Source organism: Brevibacillus brevis NBRC 100599 (assembly GCF_000010165.1).
GTDB classification, from domain to species: domain Bacteria; phylum Bacillota; class Bacilli; order Brevibacillales; family Brevibacillaceae; genus Brevibacillus; species Brevibacillus brevis_D.
In genome coordinates, this window is the sequence record NC_012491.1 from 1,645,154 (window position 1) to 1,671,403 (window position 26,250).

The 26,250-nt window shown below is 47.8% G+C and carries 28 protein-coding genes and 1 other annotated feature; of the genes, 23 read left to right on the forward strand and 5 right to left on the reverse strand.

Annotated elements, in window-relative coordinates; all coding sequences use genetic code 11:
- Window positions 1–58: 58 nt before the first annotated feature.
- From BBR47_RS08295 to BBR47_RS08310, 5 genes are all read left to right on the forward strand, one after another.
- Window positions 59–1,495: an MDR family MFS transporter gene (locus BBR47_RS08295; RefSeq protein ID WP_012685316.1), complete on the forward strand. Its 1,437-nt coding sequence runs from the start codon at window positions 59–61 to the stop codon at window positions 1,493–1,495.
- Between the two features lie 146 nt (window positions 1,496–1,641).
- Window positions 1,642–2,892, forward strand: coding sequence for a GNAT family N-acetyltransferase (locus BBR47_RS08300; RefSeq protein WP_041749806.1), 1,251 nt, complete (start codon window positions 1,642–1,644; stop codon window positions 2,890–2,892).
- Window positions 2,893–2,982: 90 nt separating this feature from the next.
- Window positions 2,983–3,156 (forward strand): hypothetical protein, encoded by a 174-nt coding sequence (locus BBR47_RS31190; RefSeq protein WP_016739076.1) that lies wholly within the window; start codon window positions 2,983–2,985, stop codon window positions 3,154–3,156.
- Between the two features lie 77 nt (window positions 3,157–3,233).
- Window positions 3,234–3,710, forward strand: a complete 477-nt coding sequence (locus tag BBR47_RS08305) for a PilZ domain-containing protein (protein ID WP_012685318.1) — start codon at window positions 3,234–3,236, stop codon at window positions 3,708–3,710.
- A gap of 114 nt (window positions 3,711–3,824) precedes the next feature.
- Entirely contained in the window at window positions 3,825–4,967 is a 1,143-nt protein-coding gene (locus BBR47_RS08310) for a DUF2087 domain-containing protein (protein WP_012685319.1), read from the forward strand.
- Here the strand turns inward: BBR47_RS08310 and BBR47_RS08315 are convergent.
- The 3 genes from BBR47_RS08315 to BBR47_RS08325 form a co-directional block, all read right to left on the reverse strand.
- Window positions 4,964–5,281 (reverse strand): hypothetical protein, encoded by a 318-nt coding sequence (locus BBR47_RS08315; protein WP_012685320.1) that lies wholly within the window; start codon window positions 5,279–5,281, stop codon window positions 4,964–4,966. The genes BBR47_RS08310 and BBR47_RS08315 overlap by 4 nt on opposite strands.
- Window positions 5,282–5,407: 126 nt before the next feature.
- Window positions 5,408–5,857, reverse strand: a complete 450-nt coding sequence (gerQ, locus tag BBR47_RS08320) for a spore coat protein GerQ (RefSeq protein ID WP_012685321.1) — start codon at window positions 5,855–5,857, stop codon at window positions 5,408–5,410.
- Window positions 5,858–5,889: 32 nt separating this feature from the next.
- Window positions 5,890–6,312, reverse strand: a complete 423-nt coding sequence (locus tag BBR47_RS08325; RefSeq protein WP_012685322.1) for a cell wall hydrolase — start codon at window positions 6,310–6,312, stop codon at window positions 5,890–5,892.
- A gap of 168 nt (window positions 6,313–6,480) precedes the next feature.
- On the opposite strand from BBR47_RS08325, the gene BBR47_RS08330 reads away from it, so the two are divergent.
- The 3 genes from BBR47_RS08330 to BBR47_RS08340 are packed head-to-tail and all read left to right on the forward strand — an operon-like array spanning window position 6,481 to window position 10,273.
- On the forward strand, window positions 6,481–6,897 hold the full coding sequence (locus BBR47_RS08330; RefSeq protein WP_012685323.1) for a MerR family transcriptional regulator: 417 nt from the start codon (window positions 6,481–6,483) through the stop codon (window positions 6,895–6,897).
- Entirely contained in the window at window positions 6,894–8,465 is a 1,572-nt protein-coding gene (locus tag BBR47_RS08335; RefSeq protein WP_012685324.1) for a class I adenylate-forming enzyme family protein, read from the forward strand. The genes BBR47_RS08330 and BBR47_RS08335 overlap by 4 nt, the downstream gene beginning before the upstream one ends.
- Window positions 8,462–10,273, forward strand: a complete 1,812-nt coding sequence (locus tag BBR47_RS08340) for an acyl-CoA dehydrogenase family protein (protein ID WP_012685325.1) — start codon at window positions 8,462–8,464, stop codon at window positions 10,271–10,273. The genes BBR47_RS08335 and BBR47_RS08340 overlap by 4 nt, the downstream gene beginning before the upstream one ends.
- A gap of 52 nt (window positions 10,274–10,325) precedes the next feature.
- On the opposite strand, the gene BBR47_RS08345 is transcribed toward BBR47_RS08340, so the two are convergent.
- On the reverse strand, window positions 10,326–10,892 hold the full coding sequence (locus BBR47_RS08345; RefSeq protein WP_012685326.1) for a YqaA family protein: 567 nt from the start codon (window positions 10,890–10,892) through the stop codon (window positions 10,326–10,328).
- A gap of 242 nt (window positions 10,893–11,134) precedes the next feature.
- Between BBR47_RS08345 and BBR47_RS08350 the strand changes: the two genes are divergently transcribed.
- The 10 genes from BBR47_RS08350 to BBR47_RS08395 all read left to right on the forward strand — a co-directional run bounded on the left by BBR47_RS08350 (window position 11,135) and on the right by BBR47_RS08395 (window position 21,360).
- The gene (locus tag BBR47_RS08350; protein ID WP_012685327.1) at window positions 11,135–11,359 is read left to right on the forward strand and encodes a hypothetical protein; all 225 of its coding nucleotides are present in this window, start codon (window positions 11,135–11,137) and stop codon (window positions 11,357–11,359) included.
- Between the two features lie 147 nt (window positions 11,360–11,506).
- Window positions 11,507–12,613 (forward strand): cyclic dehypoxanthinyl futalosine synthase, encoded by a 1,107-nt coding sequence (gene mqnC / locus BBR47_RS08355; protein ID WP_012685328.1) that lies wholly within the window; start codon window positions 11,507–11,509, stop codon window positions 12,611–12,613.
- A gap of 186 nt (window positions 12,614–12,799) precedes the next feature.
- Window positions 12,800–13,720: a putative sporulation protein YtxC gene (gene ytxC / locus BBR47_RS08360; protein WP_012685329.1), complete on the forward strand. Its 921-nt coding sequence runs from the start codon at window positions 12,800–12,802 to the stop codon at window positions 13,718–13,720.
- A 321-nt stretch (window positions 13,721–14,041) separates the two neighbouring features.
- Window positions 14,042–15,955, forward strand: a complete 1,914-nt coding sequence (thrS, locus tag BBR47_RS08365) for a threonine--tRNA ligase (RefSeq protein WP_012685330.1) — start codon at window positions 14,042–14,044, stop codon at window positions 15,953–15,955.
- 148 nt (window positions 15,956–16,103) lie between these two features.
- Entirely contained in the window at window positions 16,104–18,158 is a 2,055-nt protein-coding gene (locus tag BBR47_RS08370; protein WP_012685331.1) for a methyl-accepting chemotaxis protein, read from the forward strand.
- A gap of 206 nt (window positions 18,159–18,364) precedes the next feature.
- Window positions 18,365–19,384 carry a GTP 3',8-cyclase MoaA gene (gene moaA, locus BBR47_RS08375; RefSeq protein ID WP_012685332.1) on the forward strand — a complete coding sequence of 340 codons (1,020 nt, stop codon included), beginning with the start codon at window positions 18,365–18,367 and terminating at the stop codon, window positions 19,382–19,384.
- Window positions 19,385–19,458: 74 nt separating this feature from the next.
- Window positions 19,459–19,609, forward strand: a sequence feature (ribosomal protein L20 leader region).
- Window positions 19,610–19,650: 41 nt separating this feature from the next.
- Window positions 19,651–20,157 (forward strand): translation initiation factor IF-3, encoded by a 507-nt coding sequence (infC, locus tag BBR47_RS08380; RefSeq protein ID WP_041749807.1) that lies wholly within the window; start codon window positions 19,651–19,653, stop codon window positions 20,155–20,157.
- A gap of 30 nt (window positions 20,158–20,187) precedes the next feature.
- Window positions 20,188–20,385 (forward strand): 50S ribosomal protein L35, encoded by a 198-nt coding sequence (gene rpmI / locus BBR47_RS08385; protein WP_012685334.1) that lies wholly within the window; start codon window positions 20,188–20,190, stop codon window positions 20,383–20,385.
- 91 nt (window positions 20,386–20,476) lie between these two features.
- Window positions 20,477–20,836, forward strand: coding sequence for a 50S ribosomal protein L20 (rplT, locus tag BBR47_RS08390; RefSeq protein ID WP_007728568.1), 360 nt, complete (start codon window positions 20,477–20,479; stop codon window positions 20,834–20,836).
- A gap of 158 nt (window positions 20,837–20,994) precedes the next feature.
- The gene (locus BBR47_RS08395) at window positions 20,995–21,360 is read left to right on the forward strand and encodes a hypothetical protein (RefSeq protein WP_041749316.1); all 366 of its coding nucleotides are present in this window, start codon (window positions 20,995–20,997) and stop codon (window positions 21,358–21,360) included.
- A gap of 64 nt (window positions 21,361–21,424) precedes the next feature.
- Here BBR47_RS08395 and BBR47_RS08400 read toward each other — a convergent pair whose 3' ends face one another.
- Window positions 21,425–22,111 (reverse strand): helix-turn-helix transcriptional regulator, encoded by a 687-nt coding sequence (locus tag BBR47_RS08400; protein ID WP_012685336.1) that lies wholly within the window; start codon window positions 22,109–22,111, stop codon window positions 21,425–21,427.
- 213 nt (window positions 22,112–22,324) lie between these two features.
- Here BBR47_RS08400 and BBR47_RS08405 point away from each other — a divergent pair, with 213 nt between their 5' ends.
- From BBR47_RS08405 to sat, 5 genes are all read left to right on the forward strand, one after another.
- Window positions 22,325–23,218 (forward strand): R2-like ligand-binding oxidase, encoded by an 894-nt coding sequence (locus BBR47_RS08405; protein ID WP_012685337.1) that lies wholly within the window; start codon window positions 22,325–22,327, stop codon window positions 23,216–23,218.
- A gap of 176 nt (window positions 23,219–23,394) precedes the next feature.
- Window positions 23,395–23,634: a hypothetical protein gene (locus BBR47_RS08410; RefSeq protein WP_012685338.1), complete on the forward strand. Its 240-nt coding sequence runs from the start codon at window positions 23,395–23,397 to the stop codon at window positions 23,632–23,634.
- 159 nt (window positions 23,635–23,793) lie between these two features.
- Window positions 23,794–24,024, forward strand: coding sequence for a hypothetical protein (locus tag BBR47_RS08415; protein WP_012685339.1), 231 nt, complete (start codon window positions 23,794–23,796; stop codon window positions 24,022–24,024).
- Window positions 24,025–24,236: 212 nt separating this feature from the next.
- Window positions 24,237–24,938, forward strand: a complete 702-nt coding sequence (locus tag BBR47_RS08420) for a phosphoadenylyl-sulfate reductase (protein ID WP_012685340.1) — start codon at window positions 24,237–24,239, stop codon at window positions 24,936–24,938.
- A complete protein-coding gene (sat, locus tag BBR47_RS08425; protein ID WP_012685341.1) occupies window positions 24,920–26,059 on the forward strand; it encodes a sulfate adenylyltransferase in 1,140 nt (379 codons plus the stop codon). The genes BBR47_RS08420 and sat overlap by 19 nt, the downstream gene beginning before the upstream one ends.
- The last annotated feature ends 191 nt before the right edge of the window (window positions 26,060–26,250 follow it).

Sequence of the window (26,250 nt, forward strand, 5' to 3'; positions counted from 1 at the left end):
ACTAAACAATGCTTTTTCGCTACTCGCGATCATGCGTACATAGAGAGAGGAGATCGAGATGAGACTACAGATTATGATTGCCCTTATGCTCTCGACATTCCTTGCTGCGATGGAAGGAACGATTGTGAGTACAGCCGTACCGCGCATTACGAGTGATTTGGCAGGCTTTGAACAGGTGAGCTGGGTATACGCCATCTACATGCTTGCCACTGCCGTATCTGCTCCCATTTACGGCAAACTAGCTGATTTATTTGGCCGAAAAAACGTGTTGTTAATCGGGATCGGCATCTTTTTGTTAGGTTCTACGCTCTGTGGAGTGGCGACGTCAATGTGGCAGCTTATTATTTTCCGTGCCATTCAAGGCTTGGGTGCGGGATCAGTCATGCCGATTACGATGACCATTATCGGAGATTTGTATACGGAGCAGACTGCCCGGGCAAAAGCGCAGGGCTGGATTAGTGCTGTATGGGGACTTTCCGGTGTGGCAGGTCCGTTGGTCGGAGGATTTTTGGTCGATACACTGACGTGGCGTTATATCTTTTTTCTTAACTTACCTTTTGGACTTGTATCGTTTTTCATGCTCATCTTTTTGTACAAGGAAAAGCTTGCCGTCAAAGAAAAGCGCCATATCGATTATCCGGGCGCGCTTATTTTTTCGGTCGGGACGATCGCCTTGTTGTATGCCTTGCTAACAGGTAGCCAGAATCAATCCTGGACCAGTCCAGTGACGATTTCCTTGATCGTATTTGCTTTGGTGACCTATCTAGTGTTTGTATCGGTGGAGAAGAAATCGCCTGAGCCGCTGATTCCGCTTTCGCTTTTTACCAATCGAAATGTAACCATGATCAATCTGCTGACGCTCTTGACCAATGGAATTGTAATCAGCATGGTGGTTTACTTGCCGATCTGGAGCCAGGGAGTCTTGGGCGAAAGCGCGACGATGGCTGGCTTTGTTCTAACACCGATGCCAGTTTGCTGGACGATTGGCTCTATCCTTGCGGGGAACTTGTTAGGAAAGCTACGAGCGGAACAGTTATTTATCGCAGGGACAGCCGTTCTGACGGTAGCGACAACATTGTTGAGCTTCCTATCCACTCACTCAGCGGGATACCTCATTTATGTGGCTGTGGGCTCAATTGGTTTAGGAATGGGACTCATTTCCCCAATCGTTATGGTAAAAATTCAATCGTCTGTTGAAGTCGACAAGAGGGGGACTGCCATTGCCCTCAATACATTCACGGGTACATTTAGCCAAACCTTCGGGGCAGCGGTATTTGGAATGTTGTTCAACATGGTGACTGTAGCAGGTGGCCATACGAATTTAGGGGCCTCGTTTGAACACGGATCGATCCCTGTGGCCCAGCTGGCACAGATCCGAGACTTATTGGCTAGTGGTGTTCATGTGGTCTTCACAGGCACCTTCGTGCTTGCGATAAGCAGCTTTGTTCTGACCCTTTTGATCGCAAAAGGAAACCGAGTCAAGCAGACTCACTAATTCGAAAACGTCCGCCGCGTGCGGGCGTTTTTCAATATTTGGTTACAATTTTCCAAAAAATGCAAACTTCGTATTGCCAGCCGTTACATTCATCGATACTATTTTCCTAGATACCCAATTTCTTGCAGACAGGAGTGCATGAGATGATGGAGGAGATTCGTCCGGTTTCCATTGACGATATCGATGAGGTCGTGAGAATAGCAGCGCTGAGCTACCCTGGAAGCAATCTACTGGGTGCAGAGAGCAGACAGCGATTTGCCCAACGCGTAAGGGAGACGATCGAAAACGACCCACATGTCAGCTACCACGGCTGCTACCGTAATGGACAATTAGCGGGTATAATGAAATGGTACGATTTTCCTATGAATGTTCTTGGTACACCGCTTTTGACTGGCGGAATTGGGCTGGTCGCCGTAGACCTTTTGCATAAAAAGGAAAAGGTCGCCATGTCGATGCTTCAAGGCTTTCTTTCCAGCTATCGGGAACGGGGAATCTCGCTGGTCTCTCTCTATCCGTTTCGTGTTGATTTTTACAAGCAAATGGGGTTTGGAATAGGGACCAAGGTTCATCAATACAAGTTCAAGCCGTCCAGCCTGCCGTTTATAGGCAAGGACAAAATCATTTATATAAGAAAAGAGGACAAAGAAGAACTGTCTGCTTGCTATCATCGCATCGCCCGTCAAACCCATGGCATGATCAAGCGAACAGACCGTGAGTGGGACAGACTCCTCGATGTCCCTGAAATGATTGTCGTCGGTTACAAAAAGGAAGGGAGATTCGCCGGCTATCTCGCTTTCCAGTTCCAGAGCGCTCATGAAAAAAACAAACTCATCAACAACATAGAAGTAAGAGAGCTTCAGTATGAGAGCCGCGAAGCACTTGCACAACTGCTCTCTTTCCTGCGGAGCCAGGCCGATCAGATTCAGCGAATCGAGTTCACGACGACGGACGAAGATTTTCATTTGTTGCTATCCGACCCGGGCAATGGAACGGATTCGATTTTATGGAGCATTTATCATGAGAGCCATGTATCTGGAGTCGGTCTGATGTATCGGATTATTGATGTACCGGGATTTTTTCGTCAGCTGTCCCACCACCGATTTGGTTTGGAAACAGTGAATGTAAAGCTGACGATCCACGATTCGTTCCTGCCTGAGAATGAAGGGACATGGCTCATCAAGTTTGTCGATGGACGTCCGGAAGTAGGAGAGGCAGCGGAGTCTGACGTTTCGGTGGAGCTAGATATTTCGGATTTTTCTTCACTCGTGATGGGGGTAGTAACGGCACGCAAGCTGTATCAATACGGCCAGTTGGAGCTGGATGCACCAGAAAAGCTCCCCATTTTGGATAGACTGTTTGCTGTTTCCGAGAAGCCGAGAAGTGTGACAACCTTTTAGAAAAGAAGGTTCGTCACGTTTTTGACACATTTGGTTATCTTATTTTGCTTCCTCCCATATGTTGTTAGTAAATGGGAGGAGGTACGATTTATGATCTTTCTAACACTGGTTATCTTTTTTGCATTTCTTTTGATTGTTTGGGTGGTCGTTAGACTCCTCTTCCGGCTGGAAAAGCATGATTCCATCACACATGATGAGAGAGAATTATGGAATCGTTTTCAGGTGAAGGAGCAGGAGATCAGATACCGAAAGCCCAAAAAATAAAAAGAAAGGCGCCAAGATGACAGGCGCTCTTTCTTTTGCGTGTTACCCACTATGAGATGAGAAAGAAGGAGAAAACAATGCCAGGTAGATCAGAGGGGCATCAACGTGAATTTTTTCGCTTACGTCTAGAATACGCCCTCTGTGCAGACATGACCATTGTGCTGGTCAAAGGGAAAACGATGGAGATTGGGAGCACGCAGGTATTGATCGAGGATATTGGGGCAGGTGGACTTCGTTTTCTTTCTCATCTCAAAATGCCAGCAAACGACCAGCTCGTTCTGCAGTTTGCGACGGAATTGTGCGGACAGGCTCTGAAAATGTACGGCCACGTCGTTCGCACGATTCCGTGGGAAACGGACTATTACGAATACGCTGTACGGTTTACGATGGAAGAGGAACAGCATCTTGAGATTAATCGCTTGGTAAACCGATTGGCCATCCGCTATCGGCAGAAGCGTACAGCAACAGAAGGACGTTTCTACAAAGGTGACCGTTTGACATTTTTAAAAGAGTTGGCTCAAGCAAGTCTTTCGATGCGAGCCAGTGAAGCATAGATAAAAAGGCTTTCTGTTGTGCGAATACAACGGAGAGCTTTTTTGTTTGACATGGAATAAACACAGTGATAAGTTATCTATAATAACTCAAACGAATAAAGGTTGTGTTTATAGATGAGTCTTCATGAAGCATTTTGGAGCGCTTCTCTTCAAGAATGGAAGCAAGGTTACATCGAACAAGAAGAACATTTCATGTGTTTGCTCTGTGGGGAACAGGTGGAGAAAGGCATCATTTATCCGGTGGAGGATGTCCTGTACGAAGCCTCCCGCTTTATCCGCCATCATATTGAGGTTACGCACGGTTCTGTCTTTACCCACCTGAGCCAGTTGGATAAACGATTGACGGGCTTGTCTGATCATCAAGTTAATCTACTTCGCCTTTTTTACCAAGGAAAGACAGACGCCGAGGTTCAAAATGAAATGGGGATCGGCAGTGCATCGACGATCCGTAATCACCGCTTTGCACTCAAGGAGAAAGAACGCCAGGCCAAGGTGTTCCTGGTCATGATGGAGTTATTGCATGAAGCGGATAAACAGCAATCGTCCAATGATGCCAAATCAAGCAAGCAAAAGAACAACTCGAAAGATGGCGATGTCACAGAATATGCCGCGGTCGTAAAGAAATTCCTTCCGAATGGACTATCAGGTCGATTAGAGCGCTTCCCACGCAAGCAAAAGCATAAACTCATCCTACTCGAAGAGATTTCCAAAAAATTCGAGCTTGATCGTCTCTACACCGAGCGGGAAGTGAATGAGATTCTCGAAGGTCTCTACGATGATTATGTGACCTTGCGGAGATATTTAGTCGATGCTGGATTGATGGATAGACAGGCGGACGGTAGTCAATATTGGAGGATCGCTGTGGAAAACGAAGGAGAGGAACGGGGGGCGCAGCAGATGAATCGCAAGCAAGAGCTCAAGCAGATGTACAAGGAAGTAGAAACCGATGCAGGTGTTTATCAAATAAAGAACAAGCAAGACGACAAAGTCTTCATCGCCAGCACGAATAACCTAAAAACGATCAACGGTAGAAAGTTCATGCTTCAGCATGGCTCGCATCCTAATCGACAGCTGCAAAAAGACTGGGATAAATACGGTCCGGACGCTTTTGAAATCGAAGTGCTAGAGAAGGTTGAAAAGAAAGACCACCCGTATTTTGATTTGAAGGATGCATTGGAAAAACTCGAAGATAAATGGATGAAAAAGCTGACGCCATATGGTGATCGAGGCTATCACGTGCAAAAAGATCCGTCTTAGTCTCGTCCATTCTCCAGCATGCGGAAGCGCTCCAAGTGATCCCACAGACCTTCCTTTTGCAAGATCTGGATTTGTTTTTCGCCAAGTAAATCAAAATGCGGGAAAGGCGCACGATTATGAATGTAGGCAGGATCGAGTCCGTTGGTAAGGCACCAGTCTGTCAGTAACGAATAATTGGCGCAGCCTACTTTTGTAACGGTTTTAATTCCAGGAAACCGGGGGTCCAGCCAATAGTGGGTAAGAAATGCCAATTCGCCTTGACTAACGGCTTGCTTCCAACGGTTTAGTTCGTCTCGTGTAATCCCAAATGCCACTGTTCCTCATCCTTTGCAAAGCAGTTGTGTCTCTCCCTCATTAATAGCATGGAATGGTAGATACGTCAAAAAGACAGTTCTCCCCGGGGATAGCCGAAGGAAACTGTCTTTTTGTGCTTGGTTTGCTTACCGAACTCCTGTAGGAAGCTGAGGCGGGATGTAATTCAATTCTTCGTCCGCGGTGATGTAATCCGTGTGGACCATGAGGAGCAAATAGCGTTTGCCGGTTTGCGGATCACTGAGAATGATGTGGTCCCGGCCAGCAGTTTCGAGGACACCGCGGAAAATTTTGGCGTTCCATTGGCTGTTGTTTTCAAACGTTTGGTACACCGTAATGACTTTGCCTCGATTCAGGCGAAGGATGTTTTCGATGTACGATTCTTCCAGCACTTGCCCAGGAGTAATGGGCATTCCAGGAATCAAGGATCCGCTTGGTTGCATCGGAACCAGTTGAGGTTGCTGCTGAATCATCTGCTGCTGTTGCTGAGGTATGCCGTATGGATACTGTGCGGATGGGTACATATCGTAACCGAATTGTTGTTGAGGGTAACCAGTGTAAGGCATTTGTTGACTCATGATGAACTCGCTCCTTTATCTATCTAATCCTTTTAATAGACGCGTGGACAATCTGCAGGTGTTGGAACGAAGAAGCAGTGTGCCTTATAGCGACCGGAGTTTTGTTGATCCCACCAGGTAGCTGGACAGTTTCCGGCAGGCCGGTAGAACCATAATGCGTTGCTAGCCGGACGGGTCTTTTCGCCATTGACTGCGCGCTGTGCCAATCGTCTTTCTTTATCCCTGGTCCGTTGATAGAAATACGGCTTCTGGACCGCTTCGAATCCTCCCGGAGATTGATAGACCATGTCACGCATGCTGCGAATGTTTTTGAAGTCAAGGCAGTTACCTAAAATCCGATTTACCCCAACGTTGCCAACCATCAACATGCCCAACTCACCTTCACCCTCAGCCTCAGCTCGAATCAGTCTGGCAAGCATATCGACATCTTTGGAGTTCGCTTTGATGACGGCCATTGCTTCACCTCCTTCCACAAAAATCACAATAACAATATATGGGCGAATAATAGATTGGTGATTGGCCCGATAAATTTTTCATCAAATTGACGTTTACGTAAACGGCAGTTACAATTATTTTATTCGGTAAATTTAGAATTTTACAAATGTAAGTAAGGGGCGCTGGACATGAGCAGAGAAGGAATACAGAAGGAAGAATCGTGGACCATCTCTGATCTTGCTCAACAATTAGATGTCAGCACCAGAACGATTCGGTACTACGAGGAGCTAGGCTTGATTTTCCCCAGTCGGACAGAGAAGGGCAGCAGGCACTATAACCGTAAGGATCGTGCCAGGCTGCGACTCATTCTGCGAGGGAAGCGCTTCGGATTTTCGTTGGATCAGATTCGCGAGATGATTAAGCTGTTTGACGAGGATCGTACAGGTCGGGCGCAGCTTTTGCGAACGATTGAGTACGGCAACCAAAAGCTGGCTGAGATCGACGAGAAAATCATGGAACTCCGACAACTGAGAGAAGACATTCTCGTCTACAAGCAAAACTTTGAACAAAAATTGCTTGAAGAAAATGAGGAGGAGAAACGATGAACGTATCAGCTCTGCTCGCAGCAAACGGAAGGAAATACCCTGACAAGCCCGCTCTGGTTGCAGGAGATGTAGAGGTCACCTACTCCCAGTGGGATACACGCTCTACACAGTGGGCTTTCTATTTGCGAGAGCTTGGCATCGAGCAAGGGGATCGGGTCGTCATGCTGATGCCCAATTGTCCGGAGTTTGCCATTTTTTACGTCGCCGTCATTCGCACTGGTGCACTCGTCGTGCCGATCAACGCACGCTCAACTCAAGAAGAAGTACGACATATATGTGAACATGCCGGAGCAAAGGCACTTCTTGTTCACGATGCCCTCGTGCCGATCGTGAATGAGTGGGTCCTTCAAACGCCGCAGCTTGTGGCCATCAAAACAGGAACGAGCCAAGGGAATTGGCAGGGCATTGCTGATTGGGATGCCACTGACGTGTCTTCTGATGAAATGAATGCGTTTTCTTTGCAGCCCTATTTGGTGAATATGAACGAAGATAGCGAGGTTAGTATCCTCTATACATCTGGAACGACTGGACGACCTAAAGGGGTGCTTTATACACATAGAAGCTTATTGACTGTCGCGAAAATGATGTCGATTGAACTGACGATGTCACATCGTTCTCGAATTTTACATTTGATGCCGCTGAGTAATTCGGCTCCGCTCCATCTCTTTTTCATTGCAGGGCTCATGCTTGGCGCCACTCAGGTAATGGCTCTGACCTTCTCGCCGCAGCTTCTTTTGGACCTGGTGCAGCAGCATCGGATTACGCATTTCTTCGGAGCGCCTGTGGCGTATTTGCTGACGATGAAGCATCCCGAGTTTGCTTCGTACGATTTGTCTTCCATCGAATATTGGATGTATGGCGGGGCTCCTTTGTCCAAAGAGATGGCTGCGCTCATGGAAGAAACTTATGGACGCGATAAACTGGCGTGCGTCTACGGCTTGACAGAGGCAGGGCCGACCGGAATGTGTCTTTTGCACCGAGAACATCCAGATAAAATCGGTAGTATAGGCAATCGTGGTGTATTGTTCGTCGAAATGGAGGTCGTAGACGAGCGAGGAGAGCGATGCGCCAGTGGCGAAGTGGGTGAAATTCGCTTGCGCGGGGAAGGGACAATGAAAGGATACTACAACAATCCAGAGGCTACAGCAGAATCGATACGAGATGGCTGGGTGTATACGGGCGATATTGCACGGGTAGATGAGGATGGATTTCTGTGGATGATTGATCGCAAAAAAGACGTGATGATCACGGGTGGGGTTAACGTTTACCCCAAGGAAATCGAGCAGTTGTTGGAGCGTCATCCGTTGATTGGCGAGGTAGCGGTTGTAGGTTTGCCACATGTGGAGTGGGGCGAGACGGTGACGGCCTATGTGGTGCTAAAATCAGGAGTCGATAACAATCGAGATTGGCTAGAGGAAATCCAAAGCTTTTTGCGCGGTCATCTCGCGGATTACAAGCTACCGCGACAGGTCCATATTGTCCCTGCGCTGCCGCGGAATACGAGTGGAAAAGTCCTGAAGCATGTATTGCGTGATGTCAGTTCCCAGAAGGAAGTGGAGCTGCGATGAGTGATTTGCAAACGAGCATCGATCAGCGAACTTACAGTGACAACATCCCGCACCCGCGTATGCCACAGGGGGAAAACTTTTTCAAAGCAGATCCCAATCTCAATTACTTGCTGGAACGTTATCTCCCTGCTTCCATGCATGAATGGGCCAAACAGCAGTTGAGCTGGTTAGGTGCGCAAGTGGCAGGACCTATCGATGAGCGTGCCGCTTATACAGACAGGGAAGGCAAGCCAAGATTACGCAAGTACAATCGGCTGGGCGAGGATATTTCCGAGATTATTACCAATGAAGGCTACAAGGAAACAGTAGCAGAGGTTTACGGAGCAGGCATCGTCAGCTATTTGTATCAAGACATCCCTGAGTTGGGGAGAAAAGCGCCGTACAGCTATTCCTTTTTCATGGGCTATCTCGTGAGCCAGTCTGAGCCGGGCTTTTATTGCCCTGTCACCTTGTCGATGTCAGCCGCTTATTTACTTGATCGTTACGGCAGCGAAGAACAGAAGGAGCAGTACCTGACAGGACTGACCTCTCGCGACCGCACTCGCTTGTATGAAGGGGCTACTTGGCTGACCGAGAGACAGGGCGGGTCGGATGTCGGTGCGAATTTGACCGTTGCAGAGCCAGTAGCAGGTCGGCCCGGAGTGTACCGATTGACAGGAGAAAAGTTTTTTGCGAGCAATGCCGGAGCATTTGTTGCGACTGTTTTGGCAAGAATCGATGAGGAGAAACCGGGGACAAAAGGGCTCGGACTGTTTTTGGTGCCTTGGGTAAAGCCTGACAACGAACGCAATCACATCCAGGTCCGCCGCTTGAAAGAAAAGCTGGGCGTCAACGCCGTACCATCTGCGGAAATACTGTTGAACGGGGCAGAGGGTTATTTGATCGGGGAGCCACAAAACGGCTTCAAATACATGGCAGAAGCCCTGAACCTCTCGCGCATTTGCAACGCGATTGCTTCGATTGGGATTATGCGTAGAGCTTTTTACGAAGCGAGGAATTATGCCGAGCAGCGCCGTGCATTCGGGAAGCCAATTGATCAGTACCCGATGGTAAAAGAAATGCTGGTGAGCCTCTTATTGGATACAGAGGTCAGCACGGGTGCGGTGTTTGATATGATTGCTGTCTATGATCGCTTGCAGTCTCATTCCGTGAGCAAAGAGGATAACGCGCTTGCACGCCTATTGATTCCTTTGCTGAAATACCGTACAGGGGAAGAAGCTGTCAAATCAACCCATACCGCGATTGAAATTCATGGGGGTAACGGCTATATCGAGGAATACGTGACGCCGCGTCTGTTGCGTGACGCGCAAGTTTTGACCGTATGGGAAGGCACCTCGAATATACTGGCACTCGATATTTTGCGTGTGATGCAAAAAGAAAACAGCCACGAAGTGTTTAGCAGAATGCTTCGGGAGCGCATAGCTGGCTGGAAGCATGTCTTTTCACAGCCGTACGCCGAGCTGATTCGAACAGAACTGGCCATCCTGGAGGAAAATATCGCCTATCTCATGCAACAGATCCACGATTATATAACGTACAAATTAAAAACGCTCGCAGACCATATGGTAGATTTGTACACCTTATCATGCATCGTCAGTGAAGCAGAGGATCAGGTGACACGTGAGGGAAATGCGCGCAAATACATTTTGGCAAAGCTGTATGCCGAAAAGCATTTCCCTTCACGAGAAAAGCGGGGGATTCAAGTTGATCCTTTGCTGGATGTTCAGTTCTTTACCCAATTGGTGGAGTATCAGTTGGTCAGCGTAGAAGAATGGGCCCAACAGTCCGCTATTGTTCCGACCCGATAATCAAAAAGCGCCTTTTGTCCACTTGGTGAGGTGGCAAAGGCGCTTTTGATTTTTACGCGTACCGCTTGCGGCGCATGCTCCAAATAAACCAGGTCGCAGCAACCAATGCTGCTACCGCCAACAGCGTGATCTCGAAGTATTCATCGATCAGAACCTTTGCGTGATTTCCGTATAAATAAAACAAGGTGCCAATCAAGAAAAACTTCAATCCCCGCCCGATGATCGCATAAAACATGAGCTTGGTCAGCGAGTAATTGAATACGCCAGAGAGCACAGTGAAAACCTTGAAAGGAATGGGGGTAAAAGCTCCGATTAGGACGGCAGCATCCCCGTTTTTTGCGAATTTTTCCGTCGCTACGATAACCCATTTTTCAGGGAGAATCTTGTGCAAAAGTGGTTTTCCCAGCCATCTCCCCAACAAAAATCCGATGGGAGCGCCGAGGACGGAAGCAGTAAAGGCTACTGTCGCAAACTGAATCGCTGAGCCTGGATCGAGCAGACTCATCGCAATTTGCATAAAAAACGGAGGAATTGGACTGATAAATGAGTCCAAAAATGCCATGGCCGCGAGTCCCCACATCCCATATTGCATGAATAGCTGTGTGATATGTTCGAGCATGAGCATCTCCTTACGGGGTTTTTTCTATTGTAGCCATCTTATGCCACTTTGTCCAAAGAAAGACCACAACGGAAGTTAGGTGACGTGAGGAAAAACGAGGAAATAGGGCGATTGGCCCAGCTATCACATTCCAAAAGCTCTAGGTCGAATATTGGTAATGAAGTCCTTGCTTTTTCATTGACGCTAGGAAAGATTATCCACTAAAATGTAGGGAAACAGGACAAACATCATGGGAGGAACCAATGAAAACATTGGGTTCGGGAAAAGTCGTTTTCTATGCACCAAACGGGACTAACTTGCAAGTATCAGGGGAAATTGACGTACGTGGTGATCGGGTATCCATAACAGAAATCATCTATTTTAATGGAAAACCAAACGGAGCGCGCGAAACGAATTTGCCATTAGCGCAAACCGTGATTTACTGGGAGCCAGAAGTGTACGAACAGATTGGATATGAAGAAGAGTAAGAATCATTGCGATTCCAAGCCCTGTCTCTTGCAGGGTTTTTTCGCGTATGGCAAGTGTGCCTGTCAGCACCTCGGGCTATAGCCGATGTCCCGGTATTGTGTTATGATGTGGGATGGAATTTACGTATGGTACAAGGAGTGATCCTTATGATCGATTCTATATTAGAACGTGCTCTCGCAGGTGAACGCCTGGGTCTCGAAGACGGTCTGGCTTTGTTTGCGAGCAATGAAATCGAAAAGATCGGACATTACGCCAATCTGGTTATGCAGAAGCATCATCCAGATCCGATTGCGACCTTTGTTATTAGTCGCAACGTCAATTACACGAACGTATGTGACACGTATTGCCGTTTTTGTGCCTTTTATCGTCCCCCAGGCTCTTCTGAAGGATACGTTCTTCCCAGAGAGACGATTTTCGAAAAGATTCAGGAGACCGTTGATGTAGGCGGTACAGAAATCTTGATGCAAGGCGGCACCAATCCTGATCTAAAGCTGGATTATTACACTGACCTCTTGCGTGCGATCAAAGAGCGCTTCCCGCAGATTACGATGCACTCTCTGTCTGTGGCGGAAGTGATGAAAATCGCGGAAGTTTCTAACGTGTCTGTCGAGGAAGTGCTGAAAGAGCTGAAGGCAGCAGGTCTCGATTCCTTGCCGGGAGCGGGTGGCGAAATCCTCGATGATCGTACACGTCGGAAGATTTCCCGTTTGAAGGGTTCGTGGACTGAGTGGATTGATACCCAAAAAGCCGCACACCGTGCAGGCTTGCCTGGTACAGCTACCATGGTCATTGGTTTTGGGGAAGAGATGGAGGAGCGCGTACTTTCTCTGTTGCGCATCCGCGATGCACAAGATGAGACAGGCGGATTCAAAGCGTTCATTGTCTGGACCTTCCAACCGGACAACACCAACATGAAGGCTGTCAACAACACGCCGGAGGAATACTTAAAAACACTGGCAATCAGCCGCCTCATGCTGGATAATATCGAAAACTTTCAATCTTCTTGGGTGACAATGGGCCCGCATTACGGTCAGCTTTCTCTCTCTTATGGAGCGAACGATTTCGGCCAAACGATGATGGAAGAAAATGTTGTTTCCGCAGCAGCATGTACGTACAAGGTCAACACGAACCAAATTTTGGAGCTGATTCGCGGCGCAGGCAAAATTCCTGCACAGCGCAACACACAGTATGACATCCTGCGCGTTTTCAAAGACGGCGAGATGGCAGAACGTGATTTTGTCATGCAAAACTAAAAACCAATAAATCCAAAAGACGCTTCTCTGTCCCCTAACAAAGGGAAACTGGCAGAGAAGCGTTTTTTGGTATTTTAATCAGGAACTTTTTACCTGCAACCTTCCCTGAGTTTCCAACCGTTTAAAAGTATATCGCTCCTGACGGGACATATACTGTAACTACAATGGCGGGTTGGGGGGATGGTTATGCAGACGTTTCGCGTATTGCTGGAGAATGTCCCTGAGCATTGTGACACGTATCGGGCTATCGTAAATGAGATGACGGAGCGGGTCAACACTGCACCGGTGCGCATTACATACAGGGAGCAAGAAGAGAATGGATACCTCTTGTTCTACTTTCAAAGCTGGTGTGAGAGTGAGTATGACGCGCAGACCATCGATTGGGCAAGAGCCTTCGTTGCTCTTACATTAGCCGAATGGGTCATTCAGGTGAAGGAACCGAAAATCATGGAAGAAATGGCCGCAGACTTACTCGCTGTCGAACAGATGGAAAGCGAGTGGGCGGAAATTTTTCCTTATATTCAACGCATGTGCCAAGAAGTCGAGCTGGATGGCGGGGAACTGTTAACGGCTACGACACGCAAGGCAAACGTATATCGCAATGTCTTCTCCTATCTGGAGTGGGAGAGAACGATCAACGTATTGGGCTTCATCCGTTTTCGACTGCAGGAGCATTGGAACGAGCTGTTCGAACTCGTGGAAACGGGCATTGACGAATATCTGGAAGACAAGCAATACCAAGAGTTTGTCGAACTGCTGCGCTATTTCATTGCTGTACAGGAAACCAAGCAGGAAATCGTTCATGTCGTTCCTAGTGTGGACAAACCTTTCCATCTTTATGATAAAAAAGGGGATCGTCTTTGGCTTGAACAGTTGGATACGGTTCTGAACATGGACGAACAAAAATGCCGAGACGAGGATTATTTGGTCAGTGCTTTGGTTACACTGGCTCCTGAGAGTATCGTGCTCCATATGGCTTCGGAAAAGCCTGGGCTTGCACAGACGATCCGCAGTATTTTTGACGGTCGGCTCATTACTTGCCACTCTTGTTCCCTTTGTCTATCCGAGCGACGTGTACTTGACGGGAATAATCCCTCTAAACTATAATAGCAAAAACAACTTTACATCGCTTATAAATACGATGAGAAGGACACGGACAATAGTAAGGACGCTCTAGAGAGGCGGGCCACAGGCTGGAAGCTCGCTGCGAACTGTTATTGATCTACCACCTTTGAGTAGCTGCCGGGAACGAAGCGTAGGCTTTTACTATCGGTATGCCGGTTAGATACCGTTACATGGAATGAGGAGTCTGTTTTTGTACGCAGACTTGAAGTAGGGTGGTAACACGAGAACACACTCGTCCCTTTTTGGGGATGGGTGTTTTTTTATTTTCTCAACCAAAACAGATACAGGAAGGAAGAATCCACAGTGGCACAAATTCATGTTACTTTCCCAGATGGAGCCGTTCGTCAATACGACGCTGGGATTACTATCGAAGACATCGCAGGCTCCATTAGCTCTAGCCTGAAGAAAAAGGCAGTAGCTGGTAAAAAAGACGGCAAGGTTGTTGATCTGTACACAGAACTCACAGATGACGCAGCGATTGAAATCGTTACCCTCGATTCTGCCGACGGGTTGGAAGTATACCGCCATAGTACAGCTCACTTGCTCGCCCAAGCGGTAAAACGTATTTACGGCGCTGAAGTGAAGTTCGGAATCGGTCCTGTGATCGAAGATGGCTTCTACTACGACATGGATATTCCGGTTTCCCTTTCCCCAGAGGATTTGGGCAAAATCGAAGCAGAAATGGAAAAAATCGTGAAGGAAGACCTGCCGATTCGCCGCAAAGTTGTAAGCCGCGAAGAAGCAACTGCGATTTTCCAAGAACTGAACGATCACCTGAAGCTGGAGCTGATTCGCGACCTGCCAGAGGATGCGACTATCACGCTGTATGAGCAAGGCGAATTTTTCGACCTCTGTCGTGGACCGCACTTGCCGTCCACTGGCTTCATCAAAGCATTCAAGTTGATGAGCGTGGCAGGTGCATACTGGCGCGGAAAAGCAGAAAACCAAGTTCTGCAACGCGTGTACGGTACAGCTTGGCCGAAAAAAGCAGACATGGATGAATATCTGCACTTCATCGAAGAAGCGAAAAAGCGCGATCACCGCAAATTGGGTAAAGAACTGGGCCTGTTCATGTTCTCTGAGGAAGCACCAGGCATGCCGTTCTACCTGCCAAAAGGTTTCACTGTTCGCAACGAGCTGGAGCAATTCTCCCGCCGTCTGCAACAATTGGCACAATACACAGAAGTGCGCTCACCGTTCCTCATGAACGAGCGTCTCTGGAAAGAATCCGGTCACTGGGATCACTACAAAGAGAATATGTACTTCTCAGAAGTAGACAACGCGACTTACGCCTTGAAGCCAATGAACTGCCCAGGTCACATGCTGATCTATAAAAACGAGATGCATTCGTACCGTGACCTGCCGATCCGTTACTCTGAGTTCGGGCAAGTTCACCGTCATGAGTACTCCGGGGCGTTGAATGGAATGCTGCGGGTGCGTACCTTCTGCCAGGATGACGCGCACGTGTTTGTCCGTCCTGATCAGATCGCGAGCGAAATCAAAGGCATGATCACTTTGATTGACAGCATCTACAAGGTATTTGGCTTCGAATACAGTGTGGCTCTGTCCACTCGTCCGGAAGATTCCATGGGCTCTGATGAGCTGTGGGAAGCAGCAGAAAGCTCTCTGAAAACAGTGTTGGAAGAGCTCGGCATGGCCTATGAAATTAAAGACGGAGACGGTGCGTTCTACGGACCGAAGATCGACTTCCAAATTACCGACGCGCTGAAACGCCGTCACCAATGTGGAACGATCCAACTGGACTTCCAAATGCCTGAGAAATTTGACCTGACTTATGTTGGTCAAGACAACGAGAAGCACCGTCCAGTTGTTTTGCACCGTGCGATGTACGGCTCCATGGAGCGCTTCATCGGTATCCTGATCGAGCACTACGCAGGTGCATTCCCGATTTGGCTGACACCAATCCAAGCACGCATCATGAACATCAGCGAAGTGCACATGCCATATGCAGAACAAGTAAGAGAAAAACTGCAACAAGCCGGTATTCGTGTAGAGCTGGATGGCCGCAATGAGAAAATCGGCTACAAAATCCGTGAAGCACAAGTTGAAAAAATCCCGTACATGCTGGTCATCGGTGAAAAAGAGGTGGCTGACGGTACACTGTCCGTCCGTAAACGCGGAGTGGGCGATGAAGGCGCGATGACAGTGGATGCGTTTGTAGAGAAAATCCGCGCTGAAATCAATGAAATGAAGTAAGAGCGTTTAGAAGTAAAGCCGCCCTGAAGTTTCGGGCGGCTTTTTTTCAGTAAACGTTTACTTGATACGTTTACTTGGAAAAAAGAACGGGAAAAGGATGTAGAGTAAGTATCCTTATCGACATCAAGAAGAACAGCGGGGGATTCGCATGCGGGTAAGCATTAAGCAAAGACTGATAGCAGCATTTCTTGCCATTATTTTAATCCCGATTGGGGTGATTAGCTCATTTGTATATGTCAGTATGGAGGAGCGAATCCAGTCTTATTTTATTGAATCCTCGACAAAAGAAGTGGCTCAGGTAGACAACGCGATTAACTTGTATTTCGACTCGATTCGTGAAAACGTCAACCTGATAGCAGGCAGTCCCTTACTAAAGAGTGCAGATAACACCATCACGACGTATATGGACAAACCAACCAAAACCAAGCATACCCCCCTGCAAAATGGCGGGGTAGAGGCCGCTATTTTTCAAGATTTCCTGCGATTTGTCGATTCTCATCCGAATACTGCCTTTATTTATTTAGCGACAAAATACGGAGGATACATACAGTGGCCGACAGATGATGTCATCGCGAATTACGATCCGCGTACAAGGGATTGGTACAAAAAACCAATGGAGAATCCCGGAAAAGTGATCACAACAGATCCTTATCTCTATTTGGGCGATAACAGTATCGTGATCAGTAACGTGACGACGTTAAAGGATGACAAGGGTGAACCATTGGGCGTTGTTGGACTGGATGTGAATTTAAAAGGGCTAACCGATATTTTGAAAGAAATTAAGATTGGGAAAACGGGTTATCTCATGTTGGTGGGCAAAGACGGAACGATTTTAGCTGATCCCAAGAACCCCGAGCTCAATTCGAAAAACCTGAAAGATACCCAAATTCCTGAATTGGCCGCTATTGCAGAGAATACCCCCAGCAGCTTTGCGGTCACAATGAACGATACCGAGTATTTGGCAAACGTCTTTACTTCCAGCAAAACCGGTTGGAAATATATTTCGTTTATCGAAAAAGCTGAGCTCTCTGCTGAAGCCAATCAAATCGGTTTCACCATCGGGGCATTAAGTATTTTGTTTGCCTTACTAGCGGCAGTGGCTTCTGTTCTTTTCTCGCATAAATTTACCAAGCCATTGCTTGCCATCGTTGACCAGATTGCACAGATCGGTCGTGGTGACTTTACCGCGGAATTGCCCAAAAACCTTTTGGATAGAAAAGACGAAATCGGTATGCTTGGTCATAGCATTCAGGTGATGCAAGTATCCATCCAAGGACTCATTCGGGAAGTTCAAAAAGCGGTGAACACCCTTTCTACTTCGTCAGACAACATATCGGTTCGCATGGCGGACAATGTAGATACTGCGAACAAAATATCTACCACGATACAGGAAGTAGCGAGCGGGGCGCAAAATCAGCTCCGAGGTACAGAAGAATCCGCAAGAGCGATGGAAGAAATGTCGATCGGCATCCAACGTGTGGCGGAGACAACCTCCATTATCTCGGAATCATCTACAAGTACGGCGGATGAAGCGCAGCTAGGAAACCAGTCCATCCAAAAGGCTATCCAGCAAATGGACTCCATCCGTGGCTCTGTGGAACATTCTGTATCCGTCGTCAAGCAATTGGGTGAGCGTTCCAAAGAAATTGTGCAAATCATTGACGTGATAACAGGAATTGCCTCTCAAACGAATCTGCTTGCTCTGAATGCAGCCATTGAAGCTGCTCGTGCGGGAGAGCATGGACGAGGTTTTGCTGTCGTAGCAGATGAAGTGAGAAAGCTCGCAGAACAATCTGATGAGTCTGCTCGACAAATCGCCAACCTGATTCAGGAGATCCAAACAGATACGAACATGGCGGTCAACTCGATGGATTCCGTCAATCAAGATGTTCAGGTTGGATTGTCTACGGTACTGGAGTCAGGAGAAGCCTTCCAACGCATCTTGCAAGAAATTCAACAGATAACCGATCAAATTCAAGAGGTATCTGCTGTCTCTGAACAGATGTCCGCCGGATCGGAACAAGTAGCGGCATCTGTGGACGAGACTGCCCAAATCGCAAGGGTTTCAGCGCACAATGCTGAAAATCTGGCGGCTTCCTCCAAAGGTCAGTTGGCCACAATGGAAGAGTTTGCCGTTTCATTTGAATCATTGAACCAGATGGCTCGCGAACTGGAAAGAATGATTCGCAAATTTAAGATATAAGAATGCATAGCGGGAAGAGTACGAATGTCAGGAGGAATTCGTACTCTTTTTTTGCAAAGCGAACCCATTTATGCCACAATGTGCTGTTTGCGTTTGAAAATTTGGCGATTTCGATTTAAGATAATAGACTGGAACGAAGTCGAAATACGGTATGATGAAGATGAAGGGGAAAAGTCGTCCTATAGATAAAAGGAGAGTGAACAGCTATGCCAGATAAAGTGCTTGATTTACGGAACCGTCCTCTCCGAGATTTACGAATATCTGTTACCGATAAATGTAATTTTCGTTGCCGTTATTGCATGCCTGCCGATATTTTTGGACCGGATTTTGAGTTTTTGCCGCAAAGCAAGTTGCTGACCTTTGAGGAAATTACCCGTTTGACCCAGATCTTTACTTCGCTTGGAGTCGGGAAAATCCGCATTACCGGCGGAGAGCCATTAATGCGCCGAAATTTGCCTGAATTGATTCGAATGATACGTGAAGTAGAAGGCGTTCAAGATATTGCGATGACGACCAACGGCTCTCTCTTGTCGCGCCATGCGCAAGCACTAAAAGAAGCAGGTCTGGATCGGGTCACGGTCAGCCTGGATAGCTTGGATAATGAGCGCTTTGGGATGTTGAATGGAAGAGGCTATCAGGTCGATTCTGTACTGGATGGGATTCGTGTTGCAGCAGATGCTGGGCTTTCGATCAAGATCAACATGGTGGTACAGCGCGGAGTCAATGATCAAGATATTTTGCCGATGGCACGGTACTTCCGTGAGCAAGGGCACACCCTTCGATTCATTGAATTCATGGATGTGGGGAACAGTAACGGCTGGCGGCTGGATCAAGTCGTACCTTCCCGTGAAATCGTGCGTATGATCCATGAAGAGATGCCGCTGGTAGCGACCGAAGCGAACTACTATGGAGAGGTGGCTTCTCGCTATCGCTATGAGGGATCCAACCAGGAAATCGGGTTGATCTCATCGGTGACCCAAGCTTTTTGCTCCACTTGTACGCGGGCTCGCCTGTCGGCAGAAGGGAAATTGTACAATTGTCTCTTCGCTTCATCCGGAGATGATTTGCGCGAACCAGTCCGCGATGGACGCACGGATGAAGAGATTCGCGAGCTGATACGTGCGATATGGGAGCGGCGTGACGTGCGCTACTCGGAGGAACGACTAAGTGAAACGCCTGGTCTCGACAAGCGTGAAAAGGTCGAAATGTCCCATATCGGGGGATAATTAGGTATTAGCCTTGACAAAACCCAAGCTACCTTGTAATATAAATTGCGTGTATAAACAACACTTCATACTTCGAGAACAAGCAGAGGCGCCCAGCTTCTCACCTGGGTCGACGTCGTATACGACTGTTGACAGGTAACTCTTACGCAAGGATCTTCGGATCCGATGAAATTGCTTAGGTGAGATATGTGCGGGCGCAGAATGCGTTCGCACATTTTTGTTCCTTCTCGAAATTGACGGGGGTGGCAAGTATTAGCAAGGATCAAATGTTAATTAACGAAGCGATCCGTGCCCGTGAAGTCCGTTTAATCGGTGCTGACGGGAGCCAATTGGGAGTCGTACCTTTTAGGGAAGCATTGCGCATTGCCCAGGAAGCTGAATTGGATCTGGTAAACGTTGCTCCTACAGCCAAGCCGCCTGTATGCCGTATCATGGACTATGGAAAGTTCAAATACGAGCAGGCGAAAAAGGAAAAAGAAGCGCGTAAAAACCAGAAGATCATCGAGCTGAAAGAAGTGCGTTTTTCTTCTAACATCGAGGAACACGATTTTCAAACAAAGCTTCGCAACGTCCGCAAGTTCTTGGAGGATCAACACAAGGTGAAGTGTACGATCCGTTTCCGTGGACGTGAAATCACCCACTCCGAAATTGGACTAGGCGTTATGGAACGTGTAGCTGCCCAGTGTGAAGATCTCGCTGCGCCTGAGCGCAAGCCGAAGATCGAGGGCCGCAGCATGATCATGATTCTGGCTCCGAAAGCGGAAAAGCAGTAAGATAGTAGTTTAGACAGGAGGATTTTTCAGATGCCTAAAATGAAAACCAACAAGGCCGCTGCGAAACGTTTCAAAAAGACTGGAAGCGGCCAATTGAAGCGCGACCGTGCGTTTGGTAGCCACTTGTTCGCTAACAAATCGACGAAAGCTAAGCGCCACCTGCGCAAAGCTGCACTCGTTTCCAAAGGCGATCAAAAACGTATTGAGCAAATGCTCACTTACCTGTAAGTTTTTCTTTATTACACACCATTACGCAGCATGAGCTCCCTAAGCGCCTAGCAGTAGGCCGCCATGCTGGAAAGACCAGGAGGAGTTTAGTATGCCAAGAGTAAAAGGTGGCATTGTTACACGCCGTCGTCATAAGAAAATCCTGAAGCTGGCGAAAGGATACTTCGGTTCCAAACATCGCCTGTTTAAATCCGCTAATGCGCAGGTAATGAAATCCCTGCTGTATGCATACCGTGACCGTCGTCAAAAGAAACGTGATTTCCGCAAACTGTGGATCACTCGTATTAACGCACAAGCTCGCATGAACGGTCTGTCCTACAGCCGTTTGATGCACGGCCTGAAAGTTGCTGGCATCGAAGTTAACCGCAAAATGCTGGCTGACTTGGCTGTTAACGACAAAGCTGCGTTCAACGAACTGGCAACAGTTGCAAAAAGCAAACTGAACGCTTAATTTTTGAATAGAAGAGCCGATCTTCCCGATTGAGGGCAAGGTTGGCTTTTTTGTTGTGGTCTAGAGCGCAAAATCAAACGAATAGCATCCTACACCTGTCCACACGCTATCAATCTCCTTGTCATATCTTATAGCAAAGATAGAAGGAGGTGAGTGGCATGGCAGAATTACGAGTAAGCCTATGGGCAGGTCGAAACTTTGAAGCTCGTCGTATTCGTTTTCGTAGACGTGGGGTAGCAGTTAGACAGTGTCAGGCTCTTGAATTCAATGACGTACTGTCGAGTTTTCGATTACGAGCAGGGAATAATGGCCGAGTGACACTCGTTCTGTTTTCAGGAACCGCTTATCAAGGCGATTTTCGTGTCTTTCGGGGCAATCGAGATATTGCCAACCTCGGTAATTTTGGCTTCAATAATCGTACCTCGTCGTTCATTTTTGTGGGACGAAATCTGACTACTTCTCAAATCAGGGAGATTCAACGGACGAGAACAGCACCGAGAAACGTGGTAGAAATCAGAACGTAGAAAGAGAAGTTTGAGTCAAAGAAAAAACAACCGAGCTCACATTCGGTTGTTTTTCTATTTCTATTCAACAAATGATTCGTTGGCGAATAGCGTCTGCCACACCCTGTGCGCGATTTTGTACACCGAGCTTTTTTAAGGCGGACTTGATGTAATCCTGCACGGTAAACTCACTAATTCCCATCCAGCTCGCCATCTCCTTAACGCTTTCGCCCCATGACATCCGCTGCATGACTTCGACTTCTCTGCGTGAGAGCTTGACGGTTTTAGGGCGAAGGGAGTCGGTTGCCAATACTTTGCCCAGCATCGAGCAGTATGCGCTCAAAGATTGTACCAATGGATGGTTGATGCCAGAACAGCCATCCTGATGCCAGGAAATACCGGCGTAGCCGAGTACATTAGGTCCATAGCTGATAGGGAGAATGAGCGCATAAGGGGCGCCGTACACTAAATGGGGCGGTAACTCACGAATCGCCTCAGAATCTAGTAGTACGGCTCTCTGTTCACGGATCGCCTGCTGGATAAGGGGCATATTGCGCAAGTCCACCCGGATATTTCGGATGGAGCATAACTCTTGGTCAAGGATCGACCATAGTCCCTCACCCGTTTGACTGAGCGTGGAGTAATTGCACAGAATGGCTCCCGTAAAAGGAAAGAGATCCACGAAACCGCGTACAGCAAGCACTAGTTTCTCCTCGTAATATGCCGTTTCTTCGATTCGATCGATGTACATGTTCAGCTCTGGACTGACCATGGAGTGATTGCCACCTCCATTTGAGTGATAAACACCCCCTGATTTTTGGGGATATGAACGACCGTTCAGCCTGACCTATAATCAACCTACAGCGCCTTCATTTTATCAAACCGCAGATCGGAGCGTAAAGAATGGAATTGGTATAAATTAACAACTTCACAACTTCTTTCATTCATTCGAAATAGAAGGCGTATCAGAAAAAAGAAAGGTTGGATGGGGATGAGGAATGGTTTTGTTTCGATCAGCCAAAAAGGATTCGATCAGGAGCTACTGCCATACCAGTTGTATCAAAAAGCGAAGAGATACGGCATTTGGAACCCGCAGGACATTGATTTTACACAAGACCGCGAAGATTACGCGAATATGAATCCAGAGCAGAAGGAAGAAACCTTGGGACGGATTGCTGGTTTTCTTGGTGGGGAAGAGGCTGTCACCCTCGATCTTTTGCCTCTGATCATGGTCATTGCAGAGGAAGGGCGACTGGAGGAAGAAATGTTTTTGACGACCTTCCTCTTTGAAGAGGCCAAGCATACGGAGTTTTTCCGGTTGGTTCTCGACAACATCGGCGAGTCAGGAGACTTGCATCATTTTCACGACGATGTGTACAAGCGAATTTTCCATGAGATCCTACCGAACGCACTCCATCGTCTATTAACGGATAAATCCCCCGAAGCCATCGCAGAAGCTTCTACTGTCTACAACATGTTTGTGGAGGGCGTGCTCGCAGAGACAGGTTACTATGCGTTTTACGAAGCACTCAGCAAAACGGGGCTCATGCCTGGTCTCATGCAAGGAATTGGGTATTTGAAGACAGACGAATCGCGGCACATCAGCTATGGAACATTCCTGCTACAGCGATTGATCTGTGAGCATCGGCATATTTACGATGTCATTGCCAAAAAGATGGATGAGCTAGCTCCGATGGCAACTCATCTGTACGACTGGATGGATGACCCACAAGGGGTGAGTGCATTCGGAGTGAAGATCACTGATTTGAAGCAGTTTGCGAAAAAGCAACTGAGTGTGCGCATGGAGGTACTTGCCCGAGCAAAAGGACAGACGATTGAAGAGCTGTATAAGCATACAAGGACAACGATTGATGTGTAAGCAAAAATGCGATCGAACATATTCGCGTCGTTGTTTACAGAACTAGGCTATGGTCCTAAAGCGGAATCCGCCTAAGGTCTGAGTAAAAAACAACCTCCCGTCCGTGTTAGACAGCCTGGCTAATCCCTTACAATAAAGCCATAAGAGGAAAACATTGGATAGGGAGAGAGATCAAAATGAGAAAACAAAAGTGGATGATGTTAGGAATTACAGCGGTTGTTTGTTCGGCGATGGTCGTGCCAGGGGCGTTTGCCAAAGAGAAAGAAGACGCATATTCCGTAACGAATGCTTTCTTCGCCCCTGCTCCAAACACGACAGCTCCAGTAGTCCAGAAAACAGATACCGTGACAGGTACGCAAACAACAGGAAGTGCATTTATTTTCGCTCCAAATGTAAACGAAAAAGAAAAAAACTAATGGGTTAAAGCATCCGAACAGGATGCTTTTTCTTTTGGAAAAAACGAATCCATCTCAAGTCTGAGAAAAAAACAATCTTTCGTCCGTGTCGAGCAGACTCCCTACTGCCATACAATAAAAAGCGTTACAGGAAAACATTGGATAGGGAGAGAGACATAGATGAGAAAACCAAAATGGATGATGATGGGTGTAACAGCAGTTGTCTGTTCAGCATTGCTCGTGCCAGGAGCGTTTGCAAAAGACAAGGATGATTCTTACACGGTGCTACCTTCCTTGGTAACCCCTGGTTCTTACGCCGTACCAACGGAAAAAACCGAGGTCAAAAACACGCAACAAACCGGAGCCTCTTTTATTTTCGCTCCCACCGTAAACGAAAAAGAGGAGAAATAAAGCAGAAGAAAGCTGTCAGACCCTGTCTGGCGGCTTTTTTCCTGTGAAAAGCGTCCTCTCTCATCTGGGGATCGAAACATCGACCGCTTGCATTCGATCAAACGATCATGACCGTTTGGTTTGGGCGAGTTGGATATAGGTGGACGATGCGCCACTTCCAGTTACTAGGCATATGATGGTGGGTGAATCCTAGCAAGAGAGGAGTTTCGCTGATGAGCAATCGCCAGAAAATGGCGGATGAGGAATTACAGGAATGGGCAAGCAGACTGGAGACTCAAGCGCCCCAAGACGTGCTTGTGAACGCCGTGGAAAACTATGCAGCGAGTCTGATCCTAGCTGCCAGCTTTGGCGCTGAAGATGTCGTTTTAATCGACATGCTGCACAAATTGGCTCCCACGATTCCTGTATTTTACCTTGATACCAACATTCATTTTGCTGAAACGTACGATACGCGTGACAAGCTGCAAGTCAGGTACGGCACGACATTTATTCAAGTGCAGCCACAGGTGACGTTAGCCGAGCAGGCAGAAACACACGGTGACAAACTGTGGGAGCGAGAACCGAATCTTTGCTGCGAGATTCGAAAGGTAGAGCCATTAAAGCGCGCCCTGTCCAACTATCAGGCGTGGATTACAGGCATTCGCCGCGAGCAATCACCTACCCGAGTGAATACCAAAAAAGTGGAGTGGGACGAAAAATTCAACCTGGTCAAATTCAATCCGCTAGCAGATTGGACGGAGGCCCAGGTGTGGGAATATATCCATGCACATGATGTCCCTTACAATCCATTGCACGACCGGAACTATCCAAGCATTGGCTGCCGAGTATGCACGCGCGCTGTCCTGCCTGGCCAAGATTCTCGGTCGGGACGGTGGGCTGGCTTCGAAAAGACTGAATGCGGTCTGCACAAATGAACAGCGCAGGAGGGAAAGGTGTGAAGCAAGCGATTTTGCCGCACGGGATCAAAAAAGCCATTATCGTGGACAAATGGACCCTGTCGGACATCGAATGTCTTGCCATCGGAGCATTTTCGCCGTTGACTGGTTTCATGGAAGAGGCGGATTACCACACTGTCGTGGAAACGATGCGTCTAGCCAATGGAGCGATTTGGCCGTTGCCGGTGACATTGGCTGTCGATGCAGATGAGCACGACGATCTTGTGCCTGGCGACAGCATTCTGTTACGTGGGGAAGATGGAGTGGACTATGCGATTTTGCAGGTGAAAAGCTGCTTTGTGCCAGATAAAACGCGTGAGGCAGAGCTTGTTTTTCGCACGGTGGATCTCGCTCACCCCGGTGTGAAAAAGCTGTTTGAAAAGCCCAACCTATACGTGGGTGGGCCTGTAGAAATCCTGCAAAAGCCACAGCCTGAGCGCTTCTCTGATTTTTATTTGACGCCGGCAGAAACCAGAAAAAGATTTCGAGAAAATGGCTGGAAAACGGTGGTTGGTTTCCAAACGCGCAATCCCGTTCACCGGGCGCATGAGTATATTCAAAAAGCCGCATTGGAGATTGTCGATGGCCTTTTTCTCAACCCATTGATGGGGGAAACGAAATCAGACGATGTTCCTGCACAAGTACGAATGAAAAGCTATCTCGCCCTTCTGGAAAATTACTATCCACACAACCGTGTACTGCTCGGTGCTTTTCCGGCTGCTATGCGATATGCAGGTCCGCGTGAGGCGGTGTTCCACGCATTGGTACGAAAAAATTACGGTTGTACACACTTTATCGTCGGCCGTGATCACGCAGGGGTAGGCGATTACTACGGCACGTATGATGCGCAGCACATCTTTTCCGAGTTTGCTCCTGGCGAGCTCGGTATCCAGCTGCTCTTTTTTGAGCACAGCTTTTACTGCAACGCCTGCCAAGGGATGGCGACGACCAAGACGTGCCCACATGACAGAGATTCTCATATGACCTTATCGGGAACAAAAGTGAGGGAAATGTTGAGAAACGGGATGACGCCACCTCCGGAATTTACACGTCCGGAAGTCGCAACAATTTTGATTGAGGGATTGAAATCTCCGCAATAAAACGGAACCGGAAGAGCAGGAGAGGGACGGCAAAGCCGTTCTTTTTCCGTTGCAAAAACTGGACAAGTGTGGTGAAAAACGTCTCGGCGTTTTTCATAAAAGTATACGCGATCGCTTGCGGTCAACAAAACGGTTTTGATTGTTTGTTGTATCCGCTTTCACGCAAAAACCGCGCTATAAAGCCATTTCCA

Coding starts and splice junctions, on each gene's coding strand:
- BBR47_RS08295 (WP_012685316.1), top strand. CDS start 59: ATGAGACTACAGATTATGATTGCCCTTATGCTCTCGACATTCCTTGCT.
- BBR47_RS08300 (WP_041749806.1), top strand. CDS start 1,642: ATGGAGGAGATTCGTCCGGTTTCCATTGACGATATCGATGAGGTCGTG.
- BBR47_RS31190 (WP_016739076.1), top strand. CDS start 2,983: ATGATCTTTCTAACACTGGTTATCTTTTTTGCATTTCTTTTGATTGTT.
- BBR47_RS08305 (WP_012685318.1), top strand. CDS start 3,234: ATGCCAGGTAGATCAGAGGGGCATCAACGTGAATTTTTTCGCTTACGT.
- BBR47_RS08310 (WP_012685319.1), top strand. CDS start 3,825: ATGAGTCTTCATGAAGCATTTTGGAGCGCTTCTCTTCAAGAATGGAAG.
- gerQ (WP_012685321.1), bottom strand. CDS start 5,857: ATGAGTCAACAAATGCCTTACACTGGTTACCCTCAACAACAATTCGGT.
- BBR47_RS08325 (WP_012685322.1), bottom strand. CDS start 6,312: ATGGCCGTCATCAAAGCGAACTCCAAAGATGTCGATATGCTTGCCAGA.
- BBR47_RS08330 (WP_012685323.1), top strand. CDS start 6,481: ATGAGCAGAGAAGGAATACAGAAGGAAGAATCGTGGACCATCTCTGAT.
- BBR47_RS08335 (WP_012685324.1), top strand. CDS start 6,894: ATGAACGTATCAGCTCTGCTCGCAGCAAACGGAAGGAAATACCCTGAC.
- BBR47_RS08340 (WP_012685325.1), top strand. CDS start 8,462: ATGAGTGATTTGCAAACGAGCATCGATCAGCGAACTTACAGTGACAAC.
- BBR47_RS08345 (WP_012685326.1), bottom strand. CDS start 10,892: ATGCTCGAACATATCACACAGCTATTCATGCAATATGGGATGTGGGGA.
- BBR47_RS08350 (WP_012685327.1), top strand. CDS start 11,135: ATGAAAACATTGGGTTCGGGAAAAGTCGTTTTCTATGCACCAAACGGG.
- mqnC (WP_012685328.1), top strand. CDS start 11,507: ATGATCGATTCTATATTAGAACGTGCTCTCGCAGGTGAACGCCTGGGT.
- ytxC (WP_012685329.1), top strand. CDS start 12,800: ATGCAGACGTTTCGCGTATTGCTGGAGAATGTCCCTGAGCATTGTGAC.
- BBR47_RS08370 (WP_012685331.1), top strand. CDS start 16,104: ATGCGGGTAAGCATTAAGCAAAGACTGATAGCAGCATTTCTTGCCATT.
- moaA (WP_012685332.1), top strand. CDS start 18,365: ATGCCAGATAAAGTGCTTGATTTACGGAACCGTCCTCTCCGAGATTTA.
- infC (WP_041749807.1), top strand. CDS start 19,651: ATGTTAATTAACGAAGCGATCCGTGCCCGTGAAGTCCGTTTAATCGGT.
- rpmI (WP_012685334.1), top strand. CDS start 20,188: ATGCCTAAAATGAAAACCAACAAGGCCGCTGCGAAACGTTTCAAAAAG.
- rplT (WP_007728568.1), top strand. CDS start 20,477: ATGCCAAGAGTAAAAGGTGGCATTGTTACACGCCGTCGTCATAAGAAA.
- BBR47_RS08395 (WP_041749316.1), top strand. CDS start 20,995: ATGGCAGAATTACGAGTAAGCCTATGGGCAGGTCGAAACTTTGAAGCT.
- BBR47_RS08400 (WP_012685336.1), bottom strand. CDS start 22,111: ATGGTCAGTCCAGAGCTGAACATGTACATCGATCGAATCGAAGAAACG.
- BBR47_RS08405 (WP_012685337.1), top strand. CDS start 22,325: ATGGGGATGAGGAATGGTTTTGTTTCGATCAGCCAAAAAGGATTCGAT.
- BBR47_RS08410 (WP_012685338.1), top strand. CDS start 23,395: ATGAGAAAACAAAAGTGGATGATGTTAGGAATTACAGCGGTTGTTTGT.
- BBR47_RS08415 (WP_012685339.1), top strand. CDS start 23,794: ATGAGAAAACCAAAATGGATGATGATGGGTGTAACAGCAGTTGTCTGT.
- BBR47_RS08420 (WP_012685340.1), top strand. CDS start 24,237: ATGAGCAATCGCCAGAAAATGGCGGATGAGGAATTACAGGAATGGGCA.
- sat (WP_012685341.1), top strand. CDS start 24,920: ATGCGGTCTGCACAAATGAACAGCGCAGGAGGGAAAGGTGTGAAGCAA.